The 20265-nt window shown below is 42.3% G+C and carries 24 protein-coding genes; 8 read left to right on the plus strand and 16 right to left on the minus strand.

Annotated features, from left to right (window positions below):
* Positions 1–88: 88 nt before the first annotated feature.
* From F7734_RS53015 to F7734_RS53025, 3 genes are all read right to left on the minus strand, one after another.
* Positions 89–1411 carry an AAA-like domain-containing protein gene (locus F7734_RS53015; RefSeq protein ID WP_155752289.1) on the minus strand — a complete coding sequence of 441 codons (1323 nt, stop codon included), beginning with the start codon at positions 1409–1411 and terminating at the stop codon, positions 89–91.
* A 264-nt stretch (positions 1412–1675) separates the two neighbouring features.
* Positions 1676–2584, minus strand: coding sequence for an alpha/beta hydrolase (locus tag F7734_RS53020; protein WP_155752290.1), 909 nt, complete (start codon positions 2582–2584; stop codon positions 1676–1678).
* A 155-nt stretch (positions 2585–2739) separates the two neighbouring features.
* A complete protein-coding gene (locus F7734_RS53025; protein WP_155752291.1) occupies positions 2740–3174 on the minus strand; it encodes a SufE family protein in 435 nt (144 codons plus the stop codon).
* Positions 3175–3461: 287 nt separating this feature from the next.
* Here F7734_RS53025 and psaK point away from each other — a divergent pair, with 287 nt between their 5' ends.
* On the plus strand, positions 3462–3725 hold the full coding sequence (gene psaK / locus F7734_RS53030) for a photosystem I reaction center subunit PsaK (protein ID WP_166482714.1): 264 nt from the start codon (positions 3462–3464) through the stop codon (positions 3723–3725).
* A 212-nt stretch (positions 3726–3937) separates the two neighbouring features.
* On the opposite strand, the gene F7734_RS53035 is transcribed toward psaK, so the two are convergent.
* Positions 3938–4318: a hypothetical protein gene (locus F7734_RS53035; RefSeq protein WP_155752292.1), complete on the minus strand. Its 381-nt coding sequence runs from the start codon at positions 4316–4318 to the stop codon at positions 3938–3940.
* Positions 4319–4899: 581 nt separating this feature from the next.
* Between F7734_RS53035 and dapB the strand changes: the two genes are divergently transcribed.
* Both dapB and F7734_RS53045 read left to right on the plus strand, forming a co-directional pair.
* Entirely contained in the window at positions 4900–5730 is an 831-nt protein-coding gene (gene dapB, locus F7734_RS53040) for a 4-hydroxy-tetrahydrodipicolinate reductase (RefSeq protein ID WP_155752293.1), read from the plus strand.
* Between the two features lie 21 nt (positions 5731–5751).
* The gene (locus F7734_RS53045) at positions 5752–6438 is read left to right on the plus strand and encodes a phosphate ABC transporter permease (RefSeq protein WP_155752294.1); all 687 of its coding nucleotides are present in this window, start codon (positions 5752–5754) and stop codon (positions 6436–6438) included.
* Between the two features lie 53 nt (positions 6439–6491).
* On the opposite strand, the gene F7734_RS53050 is transcribed toward F7734_RS53045, so the two are convergent.
* The 3 genes from F7734_RS53050 to F7734_RS53060 all read right to left on the minus strand — a co-directional run bounded on the left by F7734_RS53050 (position 6492) and on the right by F7734_RS53060 (position 8310).
* Positions 6492–7106: a precorrin-8X methylmutase gene (locus F7734_RS53050; RefSeq protein ID WP_155752295.1), complete on the minus strand. Its 615-nt coding sequence runs from the start codon at positions 7104–7106 to the stop codon at positions 6492–6494.
* 117 nt (positions 7107–7223) lie between these two features.
* Positions 7224–8033, minus strand: a complete 810-nt coding sequence (locus F7734_RS53055) for a TPM domain-containing protein (protein WP_155752296.1) — start codon at positions 8031–8033, stop codon at positions 7224–7226.
* 100 nt (positions 8034–8133) lie between these two features.
* Positions 8134–8310: a hypothetical protein gene (locus F7734_RS53060; protein WP_155752297.1), complete on the minus strand. Its 177-nt coding sequence runs from the start codon at positions 8308–8310 to the stop codon at positions 8134–8136.
* A 60-nt stretch (positions 8311–8370) separates the two neighbouring features.
* Here F7734_RS53060 and F7734_RS53065 point away from each other — a divergent pair, with 60 nt between their 5' ends.
* A complete protein-coding gene (locus tag F7734_RS53065) occupies positions 8371–9954 on the plus strand; it encodes an NCS2 family permease (protein ID WP_155752298.1) in 1584 nt (527 codons plus the stop codon).
* Positions 9955–10046: 92 nt separating this feature from the next.
* Here the strand turns inward: F7734_RS53065 and F7734_RS53070 are convergent, their stop codons facing one another.
* The 4 genes from F7734_RS53070 to F7734_RS53085 form a co-directional block, all read right to left on the minus strand.
* The gene (locus F7734_RS53070; RefSeq protein ID WP_155752299.1) at positions 10047–10385 is read right to left on the minus strand and encodes a hypothetical protein; all 339 of its coding nucleotides are present in this window, start codon (positions 10383–10385) and stop codon (positions 10047–10049) included.
* A complete protein-coding gene (locus tag F7734_RS53075; protein WP_166482715.1) occupies positions 10382–10840 on the minus strand; it encodes a DUF948 domain-containing protein in 459 nt (152 codons plus the stop codon). Before F7734_RS53075 ends, F7734_RS53070 begins: the two co-directional genes overlap by 4 nt.
* Before the next feature lie 161 nt (positions 10841–11001).
* Positions 11002–11349, minus strand: a complete 348-nt coding sequence (locus F7734_RS53080; protein ID WP_155752300.1) for a YtxH domain-containing protein — start codon at positions 11347–11349, stop codon at positions 11002–11004.
* A gap of 182 nt (positions 11350–11531) precedes the next feature.
* Positions 11532–11861: a hypothetical protein gene (locus F7734_RS53085; protein WP_155752301.1), complete on the minus strand. Its 330-nt coding sequence runs from the start codon at positions 11859–11861 to the stop codon at positions 11532–11534.
* 260 nt (positions 11862–12121) lie between these two features.
* Here F7734_RS53085 and F7734_RS53090 point away from each other — a divergent pair, with 260 nt between their 5' ends.
* Positions 12122–12340, plus strand: coding sequence for a hypothetical protein (locus F7734_RS53090; protein WP_155752302.1), 219 nt, complete (start codon positions 12122–12124; stop codon positions 12338–12340).
* Positions 12341–12412: 72 nt separating this feature from the next.
* Here F7734_RS53090 and ribD read toward each other — a convergent pair whose 3' ends face one another.
* The 4 genes from ribD to F7734_RS53110 form a co-directional block, all read right to left on the minus strand.
* On the minus strand, positions 12413–13603 hold the full coding sequence (ribD, locus tag F7734_RS53095; RefSeq protein ID WP_155752303.1) for a bifunctional diaminohydroxyphosphoribosylaminopyrimidine deaminase/5-amino-6-(5-phosphoribosylamino)uracil reductase RibD: 1191 nt from the start codon (positions 13601–13603) through the stop codon (positions 12413–12415).
* A 376-nt stretch (positions 13604–13979) separates the two neighbouring features.
* On the minus strand, positions 13980–14597 hold the full coding sequence (gene mreD, locus F7734_RS53100) for a rod shape-determining protein MreD (protein ID WP_155752304.1): 618 nt from the start codon (positions 14595–14597) through the stop codon (positions 13980–13982).
* 2 nt (positions 14598–14599) lie between these two features.
* Positions 14600–15412, minus strand: a complete 813-nt coding sequence (mreC, locus tag F7734_RS53105; RefSeq protein ID WP_155752305.1) for a rod shape-determining protein MreC — start codon at positions 15410–15412, stop codon at positions 14600–14602.
* A gap of 89 nt (positions 15413–15501) precedes the next feature.
* Positions 15502–16509 (minus strand): rod shape-determining protein, encoded by a 1008-nt coding sequence (locus F7734_RS53110; protein WP_155752306.1) that lies wholly within the window; start codon positions 16507–16509, stop codon positions 15502–15504.
* Positions 16510–16879: 370 nt separating this feature from the next.
* On the opposite strand from F7734_RS53110, the gene ssb reads away from it, so the two are divergent.
* A complete protein-coding gene (gene ssb, locus F7734_RS53115; protein WP_155752307.1) occupies positions 16880–17242 on the plus strand; it encodes a single-stranded DNA-binding protein in 363 nt (120 codons plus the stop codon).
* Positions 17243–17312: 70 nt separating this feature from the next.
* Here the strand turns inward: ssb and F7734_RS53120 are convergent, their stop codons facing one another.
* Positions 17313–18062, minus strand: coding sequence for an SIMPL domain-containing protein (locus F7734_RS53120; protein WP_155752312.1), 750 nt, complete (start codon positions 18060–18062; stop codon positions 17313–17315).
* A gap of 162 nt (positions 18063–18224) precedes the next feature.
* Between F7734_RS53120 and F7734_RS53125 the strand changes: the two genes are divergently transcribed.
* Complete coding sequence (locus F7734_RS53125; protein WP_155752308.1) at positions 18225–18656, plus strand: EVE domain-containing protein; 432 nt, start codon at positions 18225–18227, stop codon at positions 18654–18656.
* 65 nt (positions 18657–18721) lie between these two features.
* Entirely contained in the window at positions 18722–20155 is a 1434-nt protein-coding gene (locus tag F7734_RS53130; RefSeq protein WP_155752309.1) for a cation:proton antiporter, read from the plus strand.
* Positions 20156–20265 lie beyond the last annotated feature (110 nt).

Raw genomic sequence — 20265 nt, forward strand, 5'->3', positions numbered from 1 at the left:
CTTATAAAGGGGAGGGAACTGGATTTTCCATTTCCCCCCTTTATAAGGGGGGATTAAGGGGGGTAAATCCAACTTCATCCTTAATATTTTATCCTTTTTCAAGCAACTGATTTTTAAAGTATAAACGGTAAAGCTCGCAGCTATGAGTGACAAAATCACCGTTCATATAAATTAATCCCAAACTATCTAATTTATAAGCAAGCAGAGATATTAATTTAAGAGGATGCTCTGAAGCAAGAACTTGTTTGTACGCATTTTCTAATGCTGGTTCCGATTGCAAGATTGCTAATAACCTCCGCAAGTGGTCGTTATAAATTCCTGATTCAGTTGGTGCTTCTTGTAAGAGTTGCTTGAGCATCAATTCTCTCTGACACATATAATAAAAGGCAAGCTGTACCAGGTATGGATGCCCTCCAACCATTCCCATAAGTTGTTTGTTTTGGCTGTTCGCCCATTCTAACCCGTAACGTTGGGATAAAATCATAACTTGCTCTGGAGTCAGCGATGGCAATTTTAGAGGCAATCCTACATTAAACGGGGATTGATGAATCTGTAGTGGAATGTAGATTTCTGTAGAATAAGTCAGAACTAAACGCAGGTTTTGCCAAATTTTTGTGGTTGATGCCTGTTCGTACCAAGAACGCAAGAGAGAGAAAAATTCTTCAGCAACCTCTGGATATTCAAAGACTCGGTTAACTTCATTTAATCCTAGGACTAAGCAACTCTTGATACTATCTAAAATATAACTTTCAAAATATATAGAACAGCTAACTTTGCTGCCCATATCCTCATCCCAATACTCATCAAGATTTGGCTCTAGCTGTAACTTCCTACTGATATAAGTAGCAAACCAACGAAAAAATTTATCGATATCAGAAAAAAGAATTTTTCCCGCTTGTTGAAAATCAATAGTTACAGTTTGGTATTTCTGTGCTTCTGCATGAGCTAAAATCCTTAGCATTAAGGAAGTTTTACCCATTTTCCAAGGTGCTCTAATACGAGTTATGCTACCTGGTTTGGTGACTTCTTCATAAGCAAGAGACTCAATGGGAGGACGTTCGATGTAAAACTTTGAGTTGAGAGCCACCGGACCGCTGGGAAATTCTAATGAGGAAGTTGTACTCTGCCGCCGAAAAGCTTCTATCAATTGTTGCTGAGAATTGGTCAATTGTCGCGACTCAAAATAGAAACGCAAGTTATTTTTACTAACTGGTTTTCCCCAAAACTTGCTTAAACTAGACCATAATTCTGAAGCTGTGCGGCTGAGATATTCCTTGACATAGTTTGTTTCTGCTGCCATATCAGCATAAGTCTTTCCCTCCCAAGAATAGCGCAACACCATCTCTTGCAATGGTGTCAAACTTCCTGGCAAGCTCGCTTTAAGTAGGTCTGTCAGTTCGTCAATAGTCATTTGATTTATCTGTCCCTGTCGTATAAAAATATCTCAACAGAACTGTAAATATGGTTGCACACAGATAACTTCATTTTTTACTGAATGAACAACCTTAATTCTGAAGAGATAAACTTTACTACTTGACAAAAATCAAATTATCTGAAAACATCTAAAAGTCTAATTTTTGGGAATTCCAAAAGCAAATTTTCAAATAAAATCATTATTTATTTTTGGAAAAAGACAGGTAACAGAAAACATCTGCCCTCTGCCTTCTTCTACAAGTTAAGCGTTACGCAAAAAATCTCCAATTGCTTCCACGATCGCAGACGGGTATTCCTCATGCATACCCAGAGAACCAGGCAAAACAATCGATCGCACTCCCGGTAACTCAGCCAAAGCATCCATGGAAGCACGGGATTTGGGTGGGCTCGATTCTCCAATCACAACCATCAAGGGAATAGACAAATTCTTAGCCAGCGTCAAAAAATCATCTTGGTTCTGCACTGCGTCGAGATTCCCAGTCACAAACGCAGCTGGTGCAAATCTTGCTCCTGGTTGTTGAGTATTGTTCCATTTGTACTGAATAAAGCTTGGTGTAAGTTTGGCTTCATCGACATAGACATGGCGGCGGTACATCAAACTTAAGAAAGATGGAACAGTATTGAGCTTATAAAGAAGTTGTCCGATGATGGGCGATCGTACCATTCCTCTGAAGATTCCGGCGACTTGGCTATTGACACCCATAGTCGGTAAGGGACCGCGCCAAGTTGGGGCTACCAAAACAATCCGTGAAAATGCTGTCGGAATTTTATTTGCCACTTGGAGAACATAAGCTGTACTGTGACCGGCTGCAATAACAGTGACTGGCTTATTAAATACAGAAGTCACAAAATCATATACAAATTGCTGGTAGAAAGCTGGCTGGTAATCAACCGGAAGTCGTGAAGATTGACCAAAACCAGGCCAATCTACAGCCGTCACTTGAAAGTAGGGAGATAGTAGCTTGCCGATTTCACCCATTTCCGATCGCATAGAAACGGTGCTAAAAGCTGGAAGCAGTAAGAGTGGAGAACCCGTACCCAAAGTTTCATAAACAACACGAATGGGTTGGTTTTCCCACTGCCAAGTAAATTCTTGAACAACTCCACCAATTTCACTCTTGGTAGACACGGATAATACATTAGTTGACATAAATTTACCTTTGTTAATAGCTAGTAGCTAATAGCTAATAGCTAATAGCTATTAGCTAATAGTTAATAGTTAATTGTTAATTGTTTTCTCCATTAGCCATTAGCCATTAGCCATTAGCCATTAGCCATTAGCCATTAGCCATTAGCCATTAGCCATTAGCCATTAGCTAACACTGATGATGCTTTTTTTTGCATTGTCTTAAAAATATTGTAAAACCCGTTAGCACGAGAAGGTGTCAGGCTAACATTTAAACCCGTTTCTTGAATAAAATCAGGAGTCAGTTGCACAATCTCACTAGGAGTGAGACCATTTAAACCTTCAATTAAAAGCCCTACCAAGCCTTTCGTTAATTGAGAATCAGAGTCACCTTGGAAGACAACTTTTCCATCTTCTAGTTTAGCTGTAACATACACTTGAGAAGCGCAGCCTGGGACTTTATTTTCTTCTATTTTATCAGATTCTGGAAGTTCGCTCAGTTTCTGACCATACCAAATGAGCTGCTCATAACGCCGCTTTTGGTCAGACGACCTTTGAAAGCGCTGCACAATTTTAGCAAGATTGGGCGGTAAGGAATCGAGAGTCGAGGACATAACACGAGACAAGGCATACAAGCGATATTACATCGAGTTTAGATTATCTGGACGCCACTAACTACTAACGATGGCAGGCGTCTCACCTGTCCTACACCACCAACCACTAACAACCAACCACTAGCTACTAACTACTAACCACCAACCACTAACAACCCATGTTCATATTAAGCAATGACAATAAATGTAAAAAAATTCTACTAAATCAAACTTAAGATAGATTTTTTTGATAATTAATTCACATGGGAGTTTTAATCATTCATCAATAATAGTAAGGAGAAGACCAAGTGTTGACATCTACTTTCCTAGCTACTGTTGCTACAACACCTTTGGTATGGAGTCCCACTGTTGGGTTAATCATGATTATCAGTAACATTGCAGCGATCGCCTTTGGTAAGTCCAGCATTCGGTTCCCGAATGCAGGTCCTCAACTACCCGCATCGAATTTCTTTGGTGATTTTGGTGTACCTGGACTGTTAGCAACAACTGCCTTTGGTCATATCTTGGGTGCTGGGATTATCTTAGGGTTACACAATCTTGGTAGACTGTAGTCATCCGCAACATTAGTTTTGATGGCTAAGTAGGGTGGGCACTGCCCACCATTCACTGTCTCTCGATCCGGTGCTTCTAGCACAGAATGCATGACTGAAGACTCTGCCTCATACTCCAGGTAGAGTACAGAAGGCGGAGCCTCCTGGTAAGCATTCCCAGCCTCAGGCTGGGATCGAGGTGGTAAGAAGTTTCGACTGCCCAGTCTCCCAACCTACACAGCAGGAGGCAATCCTCTCATTTGACGGACAGCGTTGAGACATGCCGGACAATCACAGCCAAACATGGCAACTGCTGTATCGCTTTCTTCTTCTGTGAAATTATACTCAGCAGATGGGTTCTCTTGATTTTGTTCTCCTGTAGGTGCCGCAAATTCTACCGAAGAACGGGTAGATGGAGCCTGAGCCGCTTTATTAACCTTCATACATACCAACTGAGGGGTTGGTGCATGAGGATTTTTCATACAGGAAGTTTGAGTTCCTGTAGAATTCACTGTTTCACTTGCTCTAGCTGGCTGAGTCATCATCACCAATGACAGAACAGATGAAAACAGTACGGGACTGGAAAGTAATGTAAGGGCAAATTTCTTGTTCATTTACTTAAAAATGTATGTGGCTATATGCGGTCTGGCATTAATCTTTTCACATTAATATGATTGTTTCAGTAATTTTTGTGCAAAGTTATCCAACCGATTACAGATAGTACTAATAGAGTAGGCATTATTTTAGCAGAGGCAATTTTCTGCGTCCATGGGATAAATTCAGAAAAGTTGAAAATCATTTAAAACAGAGGAAGATACACCTGAAATGCAAAGTTTCAATGCCTCTGTGTTTTTACCGAACTTTACTTTTGACGCTTACTTTCTATAATGTCAGTTGGTCTTTAGCTTAACAGCTAAGCGTATGCACATTCAACCAATTAATAGTGAAAGACGCATTGGATTGAACTAAGAGTTTAAGACATTGACCCATTTGACACTAGCCAAGTTCCTATAGTCATTCTATGTAGGGTGGACATTGCCCACTATGTATAGCTTTTGTGCAGCATAAACCCACCTACTGGACTGACAATTTAGCATTGCTGTAGAGCTAATTTAGTAGGAACTATAATCTTTGAGAATAGCAAACTGATAAAATAGCTACTCATTGGCTGAATATAATAAGCATACCAAAAACTATGTCAAATCAAGCTCCTATCCCAGTTGTTGTTGTTGGTGCTGGTGGCAAAATGGGTCGTGAGGTCGTTAAAGTAGTAGCACAAGCATCTGATATGAATCTTGTAGGTGCTATAGATACCAGTCCAGAACTTCAAGAAAAAGACGCTGGCGAACTCGCAGGTTTAACAGAACCGTTGGAAATTCCCATCACCAATCAACTCGAACCAATGCTGGCATTTGCAGCCCAGGAAAGACAGCCCGGAGTGATGGTAGATTTTACTCATCCCAAATCAGTTTATGATAATATTCGCAGTGCGATCGCTTACGGTGTTCGTCCTGTAGTTGGAACCACCGGGTTAACTCAAGAACAAATCAATGAGTTAGCAGAATTTGCTGATAAAGCCAGTACGGGCTGTCTGATTATTCCCAACTTTTCCATTGGTATGGTGCTGCTACAACAAGCCGCAGTCGTTGCATCCCAATATTTCGATCACGTTGAAATTATCGAACTGCACCACAACCAAAAAGCAGATGCGCCCAGCGGTACAGCAATTCAAACGGCTCAAATGCTAGCGGAAATGGGTAAAGAGTTTAACCCACCTCTTGTGGAAGAGACTGAGAAATTACCAGGTGCAAGGGGAAGTCAAGCAGGAGAAGGTATCAGAATTCACAGCGTCAGGTTACCAGGGCTGATAGCTCACCAGGAAGTCATTTTTGGCGCAGCAGGTCAAATATACACCCTCAGACACGATACAAGCGATCGCGCTTGTTATATGCCGGGAGTACTACTGGCAATTCGTAAAGTCTTGCAGCTAAAGTCGTTAGTATATGGATTAGAAAAAATCTTATAAGTCTCAAATACAGAATCACACATGATAGTCCCACTGACCCGCCAGAAATTTGAACAACTTGTTCCGCTCATTGCCACAGGTCCGCAGTACAAGTATTACTGGGGAAAATTTCCCGAATTTTTACAGCGGCTACTGATTTCTGTCGTAGCGGCTGCTGTTGTTTTACTGATAAGAGTTCTTTTTGACGTGAGTGAATTAACTCCCATACTATTTGTAATAGGACTGATTGGTGCTCTTTATTGGCTGTGGGGACCTGTATTTTGGGCAAGTATGCGAAATGCAAAATATCGCCGTTATAAATATGGTGGGTTTTTCCAGGGACGGGTTCTGGATTTCTGGATTACAGAAGAGGTACTGGGTAAACAAGAAACTGTAGACAACAAAGGTGACTTGGTCATTATCGAAAATCGAGAAAAACGAATTAACGTAGAAGTCGGCGATGAAACGGGATTTACCGTGGAGTACAAAGCACCATTGCGAGTTTCTTATAAAGTTATAGCTCGAAATCAGATGGTAGAAATGGTAGTGGTATCAAACAGCCCAGATTTAAGCAGAATAGAAGAAATTTCCGATCTTTACATTCCCCGTCGCGATTTATGGATTAGCGATTATCCCCTTATACGACGAGATTTTTTTAACGAAGTGAGTCGCCGCTTGCGCGATAAATATTCAGAAAGACCCCGTCGCCGTAAGAATTATGAATTATAAATTATGAATTATGAAATGGGTGAGCGTCTTCTTCATAATTCATCATTCATCATTCATAATTTTCCATAAGCTTGCCAAGCTAAGTCTACAAGTCCATCAACAATCGCGACTGCTACGATAGCATTTCCTTTACGGCTATCAATTGTAATGTTAGGAACTAAAGATTCTCGCAAACGTTCTTTTGCCACATCCACATTTAAAAATCCGGCGGGCGTAGCAATTATTAAAGCGGGTCTGATTTCCTCAGATTCAATGAGATCGACAAGTGTTATGAGGGCAGTTTGTGATTGACCTACTACAAATATTCCCTCTGGGTATCGCTTGGCTAGAGTCTCCATTCCCGATGCAACACGAGTTTTTTCTTTCTGAGGATGACTGTAGGAATCCATACTGCAATATACTGGGTTGGCAAAGGTAGTTTGAATGCCTTGAAGAATACCTACTTGCACCATTTGAATATCTACTACAATTGTAGTGCGTGCTGCTAGTGCGGCAGCTGCGGCCTGCAAAGCACGTTCAGAAAAGCGAATTAAAGATTTATACTCAAAGTCTGCTGTAGCGAAAACAACTCGACGGACTAATTCGTACTCTGCGGGTGAAAATATATGCTCCCCCATTTCCGAGTCGATTATTGCCAAACTTTGAGCGTCAGTTATATGCCATTCCATACTTATTAGCAGTCATGCTACCTCAGCTTTTAGCTAACAGCTTAGCAGCTTTTATCACTGATGAATATCATACAACCTCTTGTATGTGGTACGGGCATCCTTGCCCGTACTCTTTAGCTAGGACTCAGGACTGGGAGAAGAACGACTGAAAATCATAGACAAGTAAGCAACTAGAGCGCCAATCAAAAACCCTGCAACGTTGCGAAAGACTGGTAACCAATCGCTTGTTCTTGTGACAACAGGTCCGATACCAAAGGCAAGAAATAAGATACCCCACAAAGGTGAGAAAATTAAAGCCCACTGCCAAGCAACTATCTCTCCTTCACGCCGAGGCTGAGCGGCAAATCCGCAGATAATGCCTCCAATGGTAGATGTAATTAAAGTGAGAATCCACTGCTCTCGCGGTAATCCCGGAACAACTCCGCAACCTCCTTGCACTAAGCAGGTTTTCACTGTTTCCATAGCCTGAAGAATCGCTTGGTCTTCGCCTTGTTCTCTCACAAAGTACAAGTTTCCAAAGCGGGTCTGCAATTCTATCCAAAAAGTACGTGGTAGTAATTCATAAACTGCGTCACCGACACTAAAGCTCAAAATATTTCCGCCACGGGAGTCAGCAACAAGTAATACACTTTTATCATCTAAGCCCCAAAAGTTGATGACTGCACGACCTGGGGTGCGATCGTATTGAGTTAACACTCGTAGTTTCCAGCCTGTGTCAGCTTCAAATTTGTCCAAGTCTTTGACAAGTTTCTCTTCTTGAATGCTGTTGAGAGATTTAGCTAAGTCTACAACTGGGGTTGGGGTATCCGGTAATAACTCGGGATTGTCATAGGCGTATGCGTTGGGAGAATATGTTATCCAAATCGAACCGGCGAGAAACAATATTGCCGAAAATGCCAAAAACCGCCGCCAAACACTATGCTGCATAAGCTTTTTTATACGGTTATATCCAGTAGAAGTGAACAAGTTGTTTTAAAAGAGTACGGGAAAAGTGATACTTCTTTACACTTTTTAACTTTAATCTAATCTAACACTCTAAATCAAATGGAACTTCTTGGCAGGATTGGGGGGTTGGGGATGAGAAAAACACAGGAGCGATCGCTACATTCCGACAGAAGCGAATCCTGGTATTCTGAAATCCAAACGGTACTGCGAGCAAATTCTTATCTTCGCCCTTGCGATAATAATACTTATTCTTTTGCAATCCCTAGCCTCCAACTTCAATTCCATTTCACTTTCATGTTTTTCATTAGAGAATTTAACAATGGAAACTGCAATACCCAAAGCAAGTCGCTGGTTTGTTCGGAGAGACATAGATGGTTTCTTTGGATTAGCTCTGGACAACTTGATTCAAATTTTGTTGATTGTCAATCTTTGTCAAGGAGTGCTTGGCTTTTCGACTTCCTTAGTGTATGGACGTATCTTGCCAGGAGTAGCTCTCAGTTTAATCGTTGGCAATTTCTATTACAGTTGGTTAGCTTACCAAAAGGGTCAACGCGAGCAACGGGATGACATAACTGCTTTACCTTATGGCATTAACACGGTTAGCCTGTTTGCTCATATTTTTTTAGTTATGTTACCTGTTCGACTTGCTGCGATCGCACAAGGTGCATCTTCAGAACAAGCGGCTGAGTTAGCTTGGCAAGCGGGGCTTGTTGCTTGCCTGGGATCTGGTTTGATCGAACTATCGGGCGCGTGGATTGGCGATTTTCTGCGGCGCTTGGCTCCACGTGCAGCAATGCTTTCCACTTTAGGTGGTATTGCCATTACCTTTATTGCCATTGGGTTTCTTTTCCGAACTTTTGCCAGCCCTGTAGTAGGTCTGGTTCCCTTGGGGGTCATCTTAATTACTTACTTTGGAAGAGTTCGATTTACCATACCTGGTGGTTTGCTAGCAGTTCTTTTAGGAGTTGGTCTTGCATGGGGAACAGGTTTAGTCAGTTGGGACAGTGCCAAATTTGGTGCTGCGGTACAACCAATTGGCGTTTACTTTCCAGGGTTGTGGATTGGGCAGCTGTGGAACAGTCGGTCAGTGTTAGTAGAATATTTCAGTATCATTTTACCAATGGGGCTTTTTAACCTTATTGGTAGCTTGCAGAATTTAGAAAGTGCGGAAGCTGCTGGAGATACTTATCCTGCGGCCCCAACCCTTGCTGCCAATGGTACTGGTACGCTGGTTGCTGCTGTTTTTGGTTCCTGTTTTCCAACTACCATTTATATCGGTCATCCCGGTTGGAAAGCGTTGGGCGCAAGAGTTGGGTACTCCGTCCTTAATGGCGTTGTTATGGGTTTGCTCTGTCTGACCGGCACTGTTGCTATAGTGTCTTACTTTGTGCCAATTGAAGCTGGAATGGCAATTGTATTGTGGATTGGGATTGTAATTGTTGCTCAAGGTTTTACAGCCACTCCATCTCACCATGCGCCTGCTGTTGTTGTTGGTTTGTTACCTGGTATTGCTGGCTGGGGTGCTCTTATCGCCAAAAATGCACTAAGAGCAGCAGGTTTGGGAACTCCTGAAAAACCCATAACACCAACGTTAATTCAGCCATTTAAGTTAAGTGACACTTATATTGATGGTGCTTTTGCTCTAGAGCAGGGTTTTATTTTTTCAGCCATGATTTTGGCAGCTATCACAGTGTATATTATTGAACAAGATTTTCGTAAAGCTGCTTATTGGTCTATTGCGGCTGCTGTACTTTCTTGGTTTGGCTTGATGCACAGTTATCGTTGGACTGTATCAGATACTGTAGTAAATTTAGGTTTTGGCACGGGAGTTGCTTGGGCAATTGGTTACCTTTTATTAGGAATTCTCTTCTTTTATACTGAGTGGCACGTTCGACACAGATAGTCACCAAGGTGTAGGTTGGTTTGAGGAACGAAACCCAACTATAAAGTGACCAGCTCAACAGGTATTATTTAATGATGAGTAAAAGAGAACTCTTAACGGGGAACGGGGAACAGGGAACACCGGATGGCATATGGTGTGGGCTGTCTTACCCACACCAATGCTCCCAGGTGATTTATATGTTCCATATAAATGAGCGTGGGGGACTCAGACACCCGGATTTTACCTAGAAGGGAACAGGAAACAGGTGGTTCCTCCCTGTTAATATGTTCCCTATTCCCTGTTGCCTTATTGTTGATAATTAATAGCTTGACTGTTATGGTGCTTTCAGGTAATTGGCAAGATTGGTTAACAGTGTTGATATATTTATCTTTTGCCTGCTTCGTCATGTGGCGTATTTTCTTGACTAAATGACCAGTTAGAGATAATGTCACTGGTCACTAATACGCCTAGCTTCTCTTTCTCGCAATGACAGTGGTGCTTTCTGAGATTGAGGTAGGCGATCGACTGTTCTTCTTGAAGATTTTGGACGTGTGAAGGTTTTCCAAGCAGCTTTCATCCCAACCATGATACTGCGGGTGCTGGCTTGAACGTTTTGCGCTTGTTGTTTGGCGCTATCTAAACTTTGATCGACTTGCTTGACAACTTGACCAGCGCTTTTTACTCCTTCACTGACATCGTCGGTTAAATCGGTGATTTCTAAGCTAGTCAGACGAATGGCTTCTAGAGTTGGTGGTAACTCTCTTGAAAGGGTGTCAAATAATTTTTCTGCACTCCGGGCAGCCCGTGCTACTTCTAGCAATGCGGGTAGCGCCGCTACCAAAACCGCAGTGAGGCTAGCGGCAACTAGAAGTATAGATAGTCCCAGCCAAAAAAGGGGGTCAATCACCTACAAGCCTCCGGGAGCGGGGAAGCCTTGTGTCTTTAGACCGAGGAGGAACCGCGACCCGTCCAGTTTTAACTGGAGTCTAAATATTTCAGAATGCATAAGAATAACCGTCCTTTTTGTGAATGGGTTAAAGTACGGGGTGCTGACTTTGGTATTGTTTACTAGCTATCTAAATGTTGTGTAACAGGATCTGAGTTTTGTTCTGTGTTTTGCCGCTTTAATACTTGGCTTTCCCTCTGGCTGGCGTCTATACCAGCTGCGATCGCATCTCGCAATCGATCTAATGTTTCATCCCAATTGGAGCGTGCGTTAGCAGAAAGGCGGTCTGCCTGCATCTGAACACTTGTTGAGATATCTTCTGCTAATTCTGGTAAAGCACTGGCAGATTTTTTTAATAAGTGACGCGTTTCGCGCCCTGTGCGAGGGGCCAATAGTAATCCGGTTAGGGTACCGATGGCAGATCCTAACATTAATCCACCGATAAATAATCCTGAACGGTTGTTAGACATTTTCTTTTTTTCTCCTTATACACATTCTATGTGGGTTTCCACACTTTGCGAAATCCCAACTTTATATTTACATTGACAATCTGTGATGCCAAAAGGTTGCTATTACTCTCTGTTGGTTTTTTTAGTAACTATCTATTGTGATAATTTTACTGAAATTTAGAGAATCTGAAAATACTTGATTTTTAAATTTTCTTTTTCACAGATATTGCTTTGAGTTTAAAAAAGTAACGCTGCCAAATTTGCTGCCCAAAAGCAAGAAGGTTAAAAATTTGCCTCACCTGTTGAATTTGTAATTGTTTTGGTTGGTTTCCTTGGCGCAAGTTATGGATATTTCTCTGACCTACGTAAATTGCGGCAGGGGCTTTATGCAATACAGCATAAGTACTGCGTTCTGCGGCACTTAAGATATCAGCAATATTTGCCAGTTGACGTTTCAGTAGCCAAATCCGCCAAGCTAAGTAGAAAAGTGCCAGAGATGTGAGCATATTAATGACGACAACAACTGCGACCATATATTATCTTTTTGCACCCTTAATAGCTGCTTTAATATCGCCAAAAGCGATATAATTTAGAGTTATGTAAAATATTCTATTTTTCTCTGATACTGTCTAAAATTTTTATGAAAATTCTATATTATTAACCATTATCAAGTTATAACTCGATATATTAAATTTTCAATAACACTTGTGTCATGTTGTACATTCGCACCGGAAGCCATAGCCGGAATTGTGTATTCTGAAAACAGCTAGGCTAATGTTTAAATGGAGGTCGAATGACTCCTATGATTATGCGTCAGCTTTGGTCTGTGGTAGAAACCACCCAAACCAAGACGCTTTTACAGCTCGATGATGCCACTTTGGTGCAATGGTTAGTAAAGCAAACCAAGACCCAAGCTCTATTAGACCATCATGAAACCGATTTCTTGAGTGACTATATCAAATCCCGTTTAACCCTGATTCGAGATATGGCTCAAGAACGTCAGTATTCTTAGAAGTCAACTGTCAAAACTCATAATCTATGACCAATGACCAATGACCAATGACCAATGACCAATGACCAATGACTAATGACGAGTAGGTAAATAACCCTCCACTACACAATCAGAACCGACAACTCGCATCTCTACACGTTCTAAAGACAACGCTTCGGTCATGGTGCTAAAACCAAGATCGCCCACAGGTGTAGGGGCATTGTTCCCACCAATGATTTTAGGAGCAATAAAGGCAAGAACTTTTTGCACGGCTCCTTGAGCGATCGCATTAGCAGCCAAGACACCACCGCATTCCCAAAGGACGCTGCAAAAACCCCGCTCATACAAGTAAGCCATGACTCGAGACGGTGTAAGTGGTGTTAAATCCACCACTTCCACCCCAAGCTTACGTAACAGTTCTTGAAAGCCGGGGTTAGCACCCTGTTCTGTTAAAACTAAAGTGGGAGCCTCTGAAGTTTGCCACAAGTGAGCTTTTTCAGGTAATTCAAGACTGCGACTCATCACAATACGGAGAGGATTGTGTGCCCCTTCTTGATGACTGGTAAGATGGGGGTTATCGTGTCTAACTGTATTGCCACCAACAATCACTGCATCGCAAGCCGCTCTCACTTGGTGAACTTGATGACGAGCAGCTTGGTTTGTGATCCAAGCACTGTGACCGGTAGAAGTAGCGATTTTACCATCTAAAGTCATAGCGTATTTCAAAATCCCAAAAGGTCGTTTGTAGAGAATGCGATGGACAAAGCCCTCATTCAGCTTCTTACAAGCCTCCTCCTCAACTCCGACCAAAACTTCTATTCCTGCGGAACGCAAGCGAGCAATTCCACCACCTGCTACGAGTGGGTTGGGATCGACCATACCCACCACTACTTTAGACACCCCAGCAGCAAGCAACGCGGATGTACACGGGGGAGTCCGTCCGTAGTGATTGCACGGTTCAAGACTGACGTAAATAGTAGCGCCACGAGCATCAGCACCAGCTGCTTTTAAAGCAAAAACTTCTGCATGAGGTTCGCCTGCACGGGGATGAAATCCTTCCCCCACAATTTTTCCATCTTTAACAATCACTGCTCCTACCATCGGGTTTGGAGAAGTCCGTCCCAAAGCGCGACGAGCTAATTCCACACATCGCTGCATCATAGCCCGGTCAAAATCAGTTCCCACGCTTAGTCCTGCTTGTGAATTTTGTCCAAGTTCTGACACCACTTGAGTTTCATTAATATGTATAGTGTTCTGTTGGGGCAGCAATGGAGAGTTATTCATACCTAATAACTTTATAACAATTCCATTCCAACAGGTTACATTAGAGCCACATAAAAAGTTAGTGGTTAGTTGTTAGTAGTTAGTTGTTAGTGGTTAGTTGTTGGTTAAAAGGGGTTGATTTGGTATTCGTGGTTAACGAACAGAAACCCAGCTTCTTGAAGAAACCGGGTTTCTGATAGCACTTCACTCCTGTCTGAGCATATATACCCAGAAGACTCACACTCCGCCACTTGTTAGTTGTTAGTTGTTAGTTGTTAGTTGTTAGTTGTTAATTGTTATTAGATCGTTACTAACTACTAACGATAACAGGCGCGATGTCGGTCCTACACCACTAACCACTAACCACCAACCACTAACCACCAACCACTAACCATTTTCAAGACTGTTCTGCCAGCTTTAAGTTTTCCCACCAACGATTCAAAGGAAAATAGACAACTGGTGCCCATAGACTACTGAGAATAGCAGAAGCAAGGGCAACTTTCTGGAAATAGGCCCAGATATCTGCCGCAACTGCGTTACCCATTAAAGTCAACTGGGACGCAAAAATTGTTTCTGCAAGAACTGCCATACCAAATACAATTAAGGCAATAGAAATAAAATCTTCTTGAAGAAAACGTTGTTTTTGAAGCATTCCCGTAAGCCCCCCCACAATTCCCAAACTCAGAGCATGAGTTGGGTCTGGTGAAGTCATAGCGTCCTGTAAAAACCCTAAAATGACTCCAGCAAATATTCCTTGAAGGCTTGTACGTTTTACACTCCAAGCAACTACCCAAATCACAGTCCAATTAGGTCCTATACCCAATAACTCCATACCAGGAAAACGGGTAGGAAGTATCATTAAGCATAATAATGCCGACCCAGCTGTGATCCCCCAATCAACGATTTGACGTAGGAAGGGATTCCAGCGAGAAAGCGGGTTAATTTTTACTCTGGATTTTCGCTTTTTTGGTTTTGGTTTTTTCTGCCTGCCACCATTTAATTGTATAAATTGCATCTTTAATTAGCTTTTTCTAACTGTGTATTTTCTGAAGTGGGTTTTTCTGACTCTACGTTTTCAGGCTTGGGGTATACTGCTACCCAATCTAAGGAACGTATTGGAGGGAAAAGTTCCACTTTTGCCACTGATGCTGGTAGTTTTTTCAAATCTAGCGACTTCACCTTTCCTACAGCTAAACCCGATGGAAATTTTTGGCTGTATGTAGACGTAGCAACCAAATCTCCAGGTTTTACGTTTGGAACTTTTTCATAAAACTCAAGCACCGCATCTGCAGAAGCATCTCCGCGCAATACACCTTTAGCGCCAGTGCGGGTAACTGTGACGCCAACTTGGCTCTTAAGGTCGCTAATCAGCAGCACGCGACTGGTGTTGGGAGTTACACTTTCTACTAGACCTACTAACCCGCCATCAGCTTTCACAACATAACCTTCTTTGATTCCCGCGATCGCACCGCGATTGAGGGTTACTTGTTGCCACCAATTGTCAGCACCTCGCCCTACAACTCTAGCTGGAATTGGACGTGCTGATAAAGGCTGTTTTTCTACATAACTCAATAACTGTTTTAATTTTTTATTTTGATTTTCTAAATCTTGTATGCGGGTTTGAAGTTCTAATACCCGAGGATTATCTCCCGATCCCTCATCTGGCGCGGGAGTGCTTTGCAACATCTGGAATGGGCGGGTAATACCCTCGTAAACTTCAATAAGAAGCGCACCTTGGGTTTGTCTCAGTACCCACGCACCACTGATAACTATAGCTAACAAACCAATTTGTAATCCTCTACGCTCCCACCAGCGACGTGCTGTAAACATAATAACCTTCTCTAACCGTAATTTTATATAAGATATGGAATTCTATATCTATGATAAATACAGAACTCCATATCTGAAAATCCCTTATTTTACATATTCCGAGAACGTCCACTAAACACACGTTCCAATTGTTTGAAGTTTTCTAATACTCGTCCTGTTCCCAAAACCACACAGCTTAATGGATCGGCAGCAACGTGCGTCACTATACCCGTCTCATGACTGATTAGGGTATCCAATCCTTTAAGTAGAGCGCCTCCTCCAGCGAGCATAATACCTCGGTCTATGATATCTGCTGCTAGTTCGGGAGGTGTCCGTTCCAGGGTACGCTTCACTGCTTCTATAATCACTGACAGTGGTTCAGACATACTTTCGCGAATTTCCGGTCCTTTAATGGTCACAGTTCGCGGTAAACCAGAAAGCAGGTGTAAGCCTCTGACTTCCATAATGGAGTCATCGTCATCGTGAGTGGGATACGCCGAGCCAATGCGAATTTTTATGTCTTCTGCAGTACGTTCCCCAATCACTAAGTTATGAACTTTCTTCATATACTGCATGATTGCTTCCGTCAGTTCATCTCCAGCGATGCGTACTGATTCGGAAAGTACTGTACCTTGAAGACTAAGCACTGCGACTTCGGTTGTCCCACCACCAATATCAATAATCATATTGCCGGTAGGTTCTGCTACAGGTAGCCCAGCCCCAATAGCTGCAGCCACAGGCTCATCAATGAGGTAAACTTCTCGTGCGCCCGCTTGAGTAGCTGCGTCCATAACAGCTCGTCTTTCAACGCCTGTTACTCCACTCGGAATACCTATGACTATACGGGGTAAGACTAAGGCTTTACCTTCGTTGACTCGCTGAATAAAGCTTTTTAACATCAGCTCCGCCGTGTCAAAATCAGCAATCACACCATCCCTTAAGGGCCGTAAGGCAATAACATTCCCTGGTGTTCGACCAAGCATTTTTTTCGCTTCTTCTCCTACCGCTAGGGCGACTTTCTCGTTTTGATCGATCGCCACTACCGAAGGTTCTTGAAGTACAATCCCTTTACCTGATACATATACGAGGGTGTTGGCAGTACCGAGGTCGATACCCATATCCCGCGATAAGGAAAATTTACTAAAAAGACCCACGCGTCTCTACGCCCCCTAATTCCAATACTTTTTACTACAACCGTAAGAGAGAATCGTGCTGGATTCTATTACGTTTTTTGCCCTGAGTCTAGTAAAGCAGAATATCTTTTCATATATTTTTTTTTATTCTTTAACCAGCCCCAAGCTTCTACTGTTTTATATTCTTTAGCTTCATATGTGTATCCGTATCCTTTTGTAGTTTCTACGGAATATTTTTTATTGGTTATCTCAGTAATTATAATTGTTATTTATTTGACTCTACTTTTTTAGCGAAGCAATTCGCTATCATAGAAGTCAAAATATACAAGTACACCAGTACTGAAGGAGAACTCTCATGAGCGTTAATGTTGTCACTTTAGTGGGTCGCGCTGGTATGAACCCTAAATTGACTTGTTTCAATACAGGGAAGATGATGTGTCAGTTTTCTCTAGCCGTCAGACGCCCCACTAGTAAAAGTCAAGAACCTGATTGGTTTAACTTAGAACTTTGGGAAAACGAAGCACGAATTGCCACCGATTATGTGAAAAAAGGTAGTTTAATTGCCGTCAAAGGTTCTCTCAAACTAGATTCTTGGGTTGACCAAAACGGCAACAAACGAACTTCACCAGTTATCCGTGTAGAGAGGCTAGAGTTACTCGGTTCCAAGAAAGACGCAGAAACCGACGCAATAGATAGCAATCCTGATAATTTTGGCTAATTGCTAATAGCTAACGGCTAATTGCTAATTGCACCATCATCTATTAGCTATTAGCCATTAGCCATTAGCATTAATAACTAATTTGCAATGTCACTGTAGCTTCCACTTGTTGCTCACCGCCAACTACAGGAGTCGAAGCATCTTGTAAAGCCGACTTTCTTGACTCTAGCGCCATAACCGGTCTTGGTGGTGGCGTTGGTGCATTTGCCCCATTTATTTCAATACTAACAACTTCTTTGGCTTGGAATCCTAATGCACTTAAAACAGCATTCCCTTGCTGTTGAGCATCTTGGGTCGCTTCTTTGAGGGCTTGTTGTCTGGCAATAGCAAGAGCATCATCACTGGCGATAAAACTGATACTATTAATTTGTGTTGCCCCAGCTTTGACAGCTTCATCTAATAAACTACCAGCACGTTCGGTAGGCAAACGAAAACTTACAGTGTTAGTCGCTGTATACCCAGTAAGACGTTGCACGTTATTGTTGTAGCTGTAAACTGGGTTAAGACTAATGCCTGTGGTTTGTAATTTCTCTACTTTCCGACTTTTCAAGAGTTCTACCACATCAGACGATCTGCGAGCCGCTTCTTTCTGAACTTCCTGTGCTGTTTTTCCCTGAACCTCAACTCCTAAAGTGATTTGAGAGAGAGTTGTAGGAATCTCTTGTGTACCGCGACCGCTGACAGTCAGTGTTTTCAACATTCTTTGCTTCTCTTGTGCCAAAGTAGGTTGGGCAAGACCGACACATAATAGTAAAGCCATTGGTACAGTTTTCCAGAGGTTCCTTGAATTGAATCGAGAACCAAACGTAACGATATTCATTGTCCACTCCTCAAAAATATCGAGAAAATTTAAGTTAGTCGTCATACCCCTCTCCTCGTTCCCAGACGGAGCCTGGGAACGAGTGAGAGAGAAGCGATCTGTTGTTAATCTGGCATCGATAAAATTAAAAAGCAGTGTAGTTACGTTTTTGGAAACTGAAAAATGGCTTACTGGTTGCTTAAAACCGAACCAGAAGAATACTCCTATAGCAATCTAGAAAAAGATGGCGAGGGAGTTTGGGATGGCGTGAGTAATGCTTTAGCTCTCAAACATTTACGTACAATGGAAATTGGCGATTTGGCATTGATCTATCATACAGGCAAAGAGCGACAGGTTGTGGGTATCGCAGAAGTTGTGAGCCAGCCCTATCCCGATCCAAAATTAGACGATCCCAAACGAGTTGTGGTGCGCTTAAAAGCAGTGCAAAAAGTCAAGCAGCTGGTAACTTTATCTCAAATAAAACAAGATAGCCACTTTGAAAACTTTGATTTGTTGAGGCTTCCTCGACTATCTGTAGTGCCTGTATCAGAGTTTTACTGGCAACGCCTTCTACAATTAGTAGAGATCGATCGGTTAATTCATCCTTTTTCCTAACCTATGAATGATAGTTCCTCTCAACAAACTTGTAAATTAAAGAGAAGGGTTTTTTTTGGTAACCAATGCAGTTAAACCTAACAACCTTCTCATTCCCATTACCTCTGTTAGCAACCGCAACAGAAGCAGTAGATAGTTCAATGGTTCTGGCAGCAGTGCTGCTCAGTTTAGTAGTTATCTATCTTGCTAGTAAAGTTGGTGGAGAGTTATCCAACCGCATCGGTTTACCCCCGGTTTTGGGTGAACTTGTGGCTGGTGTAGTCGTTGGTGTTTCAGGGCTACATCTTCTAGTGTTTCCCGAAGGGGGAGCAGATGGTTCTAGCTCTCTCATGATGACCTTCCTCCAAACTACAGCTGGTCTGAACCCAGATGCAGTTGATGCTGTGTTTGCAGCACAGTCTGAAGTTCTGACCATATTATCAGAATTGGGTGTTATTGTTCTTCTGTTTGAAATTGGTTTGGAATCGAACATCAAAGATTTGATGGCAGTTGGGATACAAGCTAGTGTTGTCGCATTTGTAGGGGTCGTTTTACCCTTTGCTGCTGGTACCGCTGGCTTGATGGCTTTGTTTGGCATCCCAACTGTACCAGCAATTTTTGCTGGGGCAGCTCTCACCGCAACCAGTATAGGTATCACTTCTAAAGTCTTGTCAGAATTAGGGCGTCTCAATTCAAAAGAAGGACAAATAATTTTAGGTGCTGCCGTTATTGATGATGTGCTGGGAATTATTGTTCTAGCAGTGGTGGCAAGCCTTGCTAAAGAAGGCACGGTGGATTTAGGCAAAGTCGTTTACTTACTGATTAGCGCTACCTCTTTCCTTGTAGGATCGATAGTCCTGGGTAAAGTTTTTAGTAACACTTTTGTCGCGATCGCTAAAAAGTTAAAAACTCGTGGTGAATTAGTTATACCGGCATTCACCTTTTCCTATATAATGGCATACTTTGCGGCTGTTATACAGCTAGAAGCCATTTTAGGTTCTTTTGCAGCTGGGTTAGTTTTAGATGAGACCGACGAGCGCGTCCAGCTACAAAAACAAGTCATGCCTATTGCTGACTTACTAGTTCCTATTTTCTTTGTCACCGTTGGTGCAAGAACCGATTTGGGAGTGTTAAATCCAGCTATTCCTGCCAATCGTGAGGGCTTAGTCATGGCAATTTTCCTGATTGCTGTTGCAATTATTGGGAAAGTTGCCACGGGTTTAAGTGTTTTTGGAATTCCTCAAATTAATCGTTTGGCAATTGGGGTTGGAATGATCCCTAGAGGTGAGGTAGGATTAGTTTTTCTTGGTATTGGCTCCTCTACAGGAGTTCTCTCCAAACCTTTAGAGGCAGCAATTATTATGATGGTAATCCTGACAACATTTTTAGCCCCTCCTTTGCTAAGATTTGTATTCCCAGAACCAATTGAGACACCAGCCGACACAGAAAAATTAATTTTTGACGGTTCTGGTAGCAATTCTCTTGTAATTGGATCATCAGATGTAGATAAGAGGGAGTAAGGAATGGGGACAAGGAGGACAAGGGAGACAAGGGGGACAAAGAGGACAAGGTAGAAAGTACGTCTTTTTCTAATCCCTATCCCCTACTCCCTATCCCCTACCCCCTACCC

This window comes from Scytonema sp. UIC 10036 (assembly GCF_009725235.1).

Coding starts and splice junctions, on each gene's coding strand:
- F7734_RS53015 (WP_155752289.1), bottom strand. CDS start 1,411: ATGACTATTGACGAACTGACAGACCTACTTAAAGCGAGCTTGCCAGGA.
- F7734_RS53020 (WP_155752290.1), bottom strand. CDS start 2,584: ATGTCAACTAATGTATTATCCGTGTCTACCAAGAGTGAAATTGGTGGA.
- F7734_RS53025 (WP_155752291.1), bottom strand. CDS start 3,174: ATGTCCTCGACTCTCGATTCCTTACCGCCCAATCTTGCTAAAATTGTG.
- F7734_RS53035 (WP_155752292.1), bottom strand. CDS start 4,318: ATGAACAAGAAATTTGCCCTTACATTACTTTCCAGTCCCGTACTGTTT.
- dapB (WP_155752293.1), top strand. CDS start 4,900: ATGTCAAATCAAGCTCCTATCCCAGTTGTTGTTGTTGGTGCTGGTGGC.
- F7734_RS53045 (WP_155752294.1), top strand. CDS start 5,752: ATGATAGTCCCACTGACCCGCCAGAAATTTGAACAACTTGTTCCGCTC.
- F7734_RS53050 (WP_155752295.1), bottom strand. CDS start 7,106: ATGGAATGGCATATAACTGACGCTCAAAGTTTGGCAATAATCGACTCG.
- F7734_RS53055 (WP_155752296.1), bottom strand. CDS start 8,033: ATGCAGCATAGTGTTTGGCGGCGGTTTTTGGCATTTTCGGCAATATTG.
- F7734_RS53065 (WP_155752298.1), top strand. CDS start 8,371: ATGGAAACTGCAATACCCAAAGCAAGTCGCTGGTTTGTTCGGAGAGAC.
- F7734_RS53080 (WP_155752300.1), bottom strand. CDS start 11,349: ATGTCTAACAACCGTTCAGGATTATTTATCGGTGGATTAATGTTAGGA.
- F7734_RS53085 (WP_155752301.1), bottom strand. CDS start 11,861: ATGGTCGCAGTTGTTGTCGTCATTAATATGCTCACATCTCTGGCACTT.
- F7734_RS53090 (WP_155752302.1), top strand. CDS start 12,122: ATGACTCCTATGATTATGCGTCAGCTTTGGTCTGTGGTAGAAACCACC.
- ribD (WP_155752303.1), bottom strand. CDS start 13,603: ATGAATAACTCTCCATTGCTGCCCCAACAGAACACTATACATATTAAT.
- mreD (WP_155752304.1), bottom strand. CDS start 14,597: ATGCAATTTATACAATTAAATGGTGGCAGGCAGAAAAAACCAAAACCA.
- mreC (WP_155752305.1), bottom strand. CDS start 15,412: ATGTTTACAGCACGTCGCTGGTGGGAGCGTAGAGGATTACAAATTGGT.
- F7734_RS53110 (WP_155752306.1), bottom strand. CDS start 16,509: ATGGGTATCGACCTCGGTACTGCCAACACCCTCGTATATGTATCAGGT.
- ssb (WP_155752307.1), top strand. CDS start 16,880: ATGAGCGTTAATGTTGTCACTTTAGTGGGTCGCGCTGGTATGAACCCT.
- F7734_RS53120 (WP_155752312.1), bottom strand. CDS start 18,062: ATGAATATCGTTACGTTTGGTTCTCGATTCAATTCAAGGAACCTCTGG.
- F7734_RS53125 (WP_155752308.1), top strand. CDS start 18,225: ATGGCTTACTGGTTGCTTAAAACCGAACCAGAAGAATACTCCTATAGC.
- F7734_RS53130 (WP_155752309.1), top strand. CDS start 18,722: ATGCAGTTAAACCTAACAACCTTCTCATTCCCATTACCTCTGTTAGCA.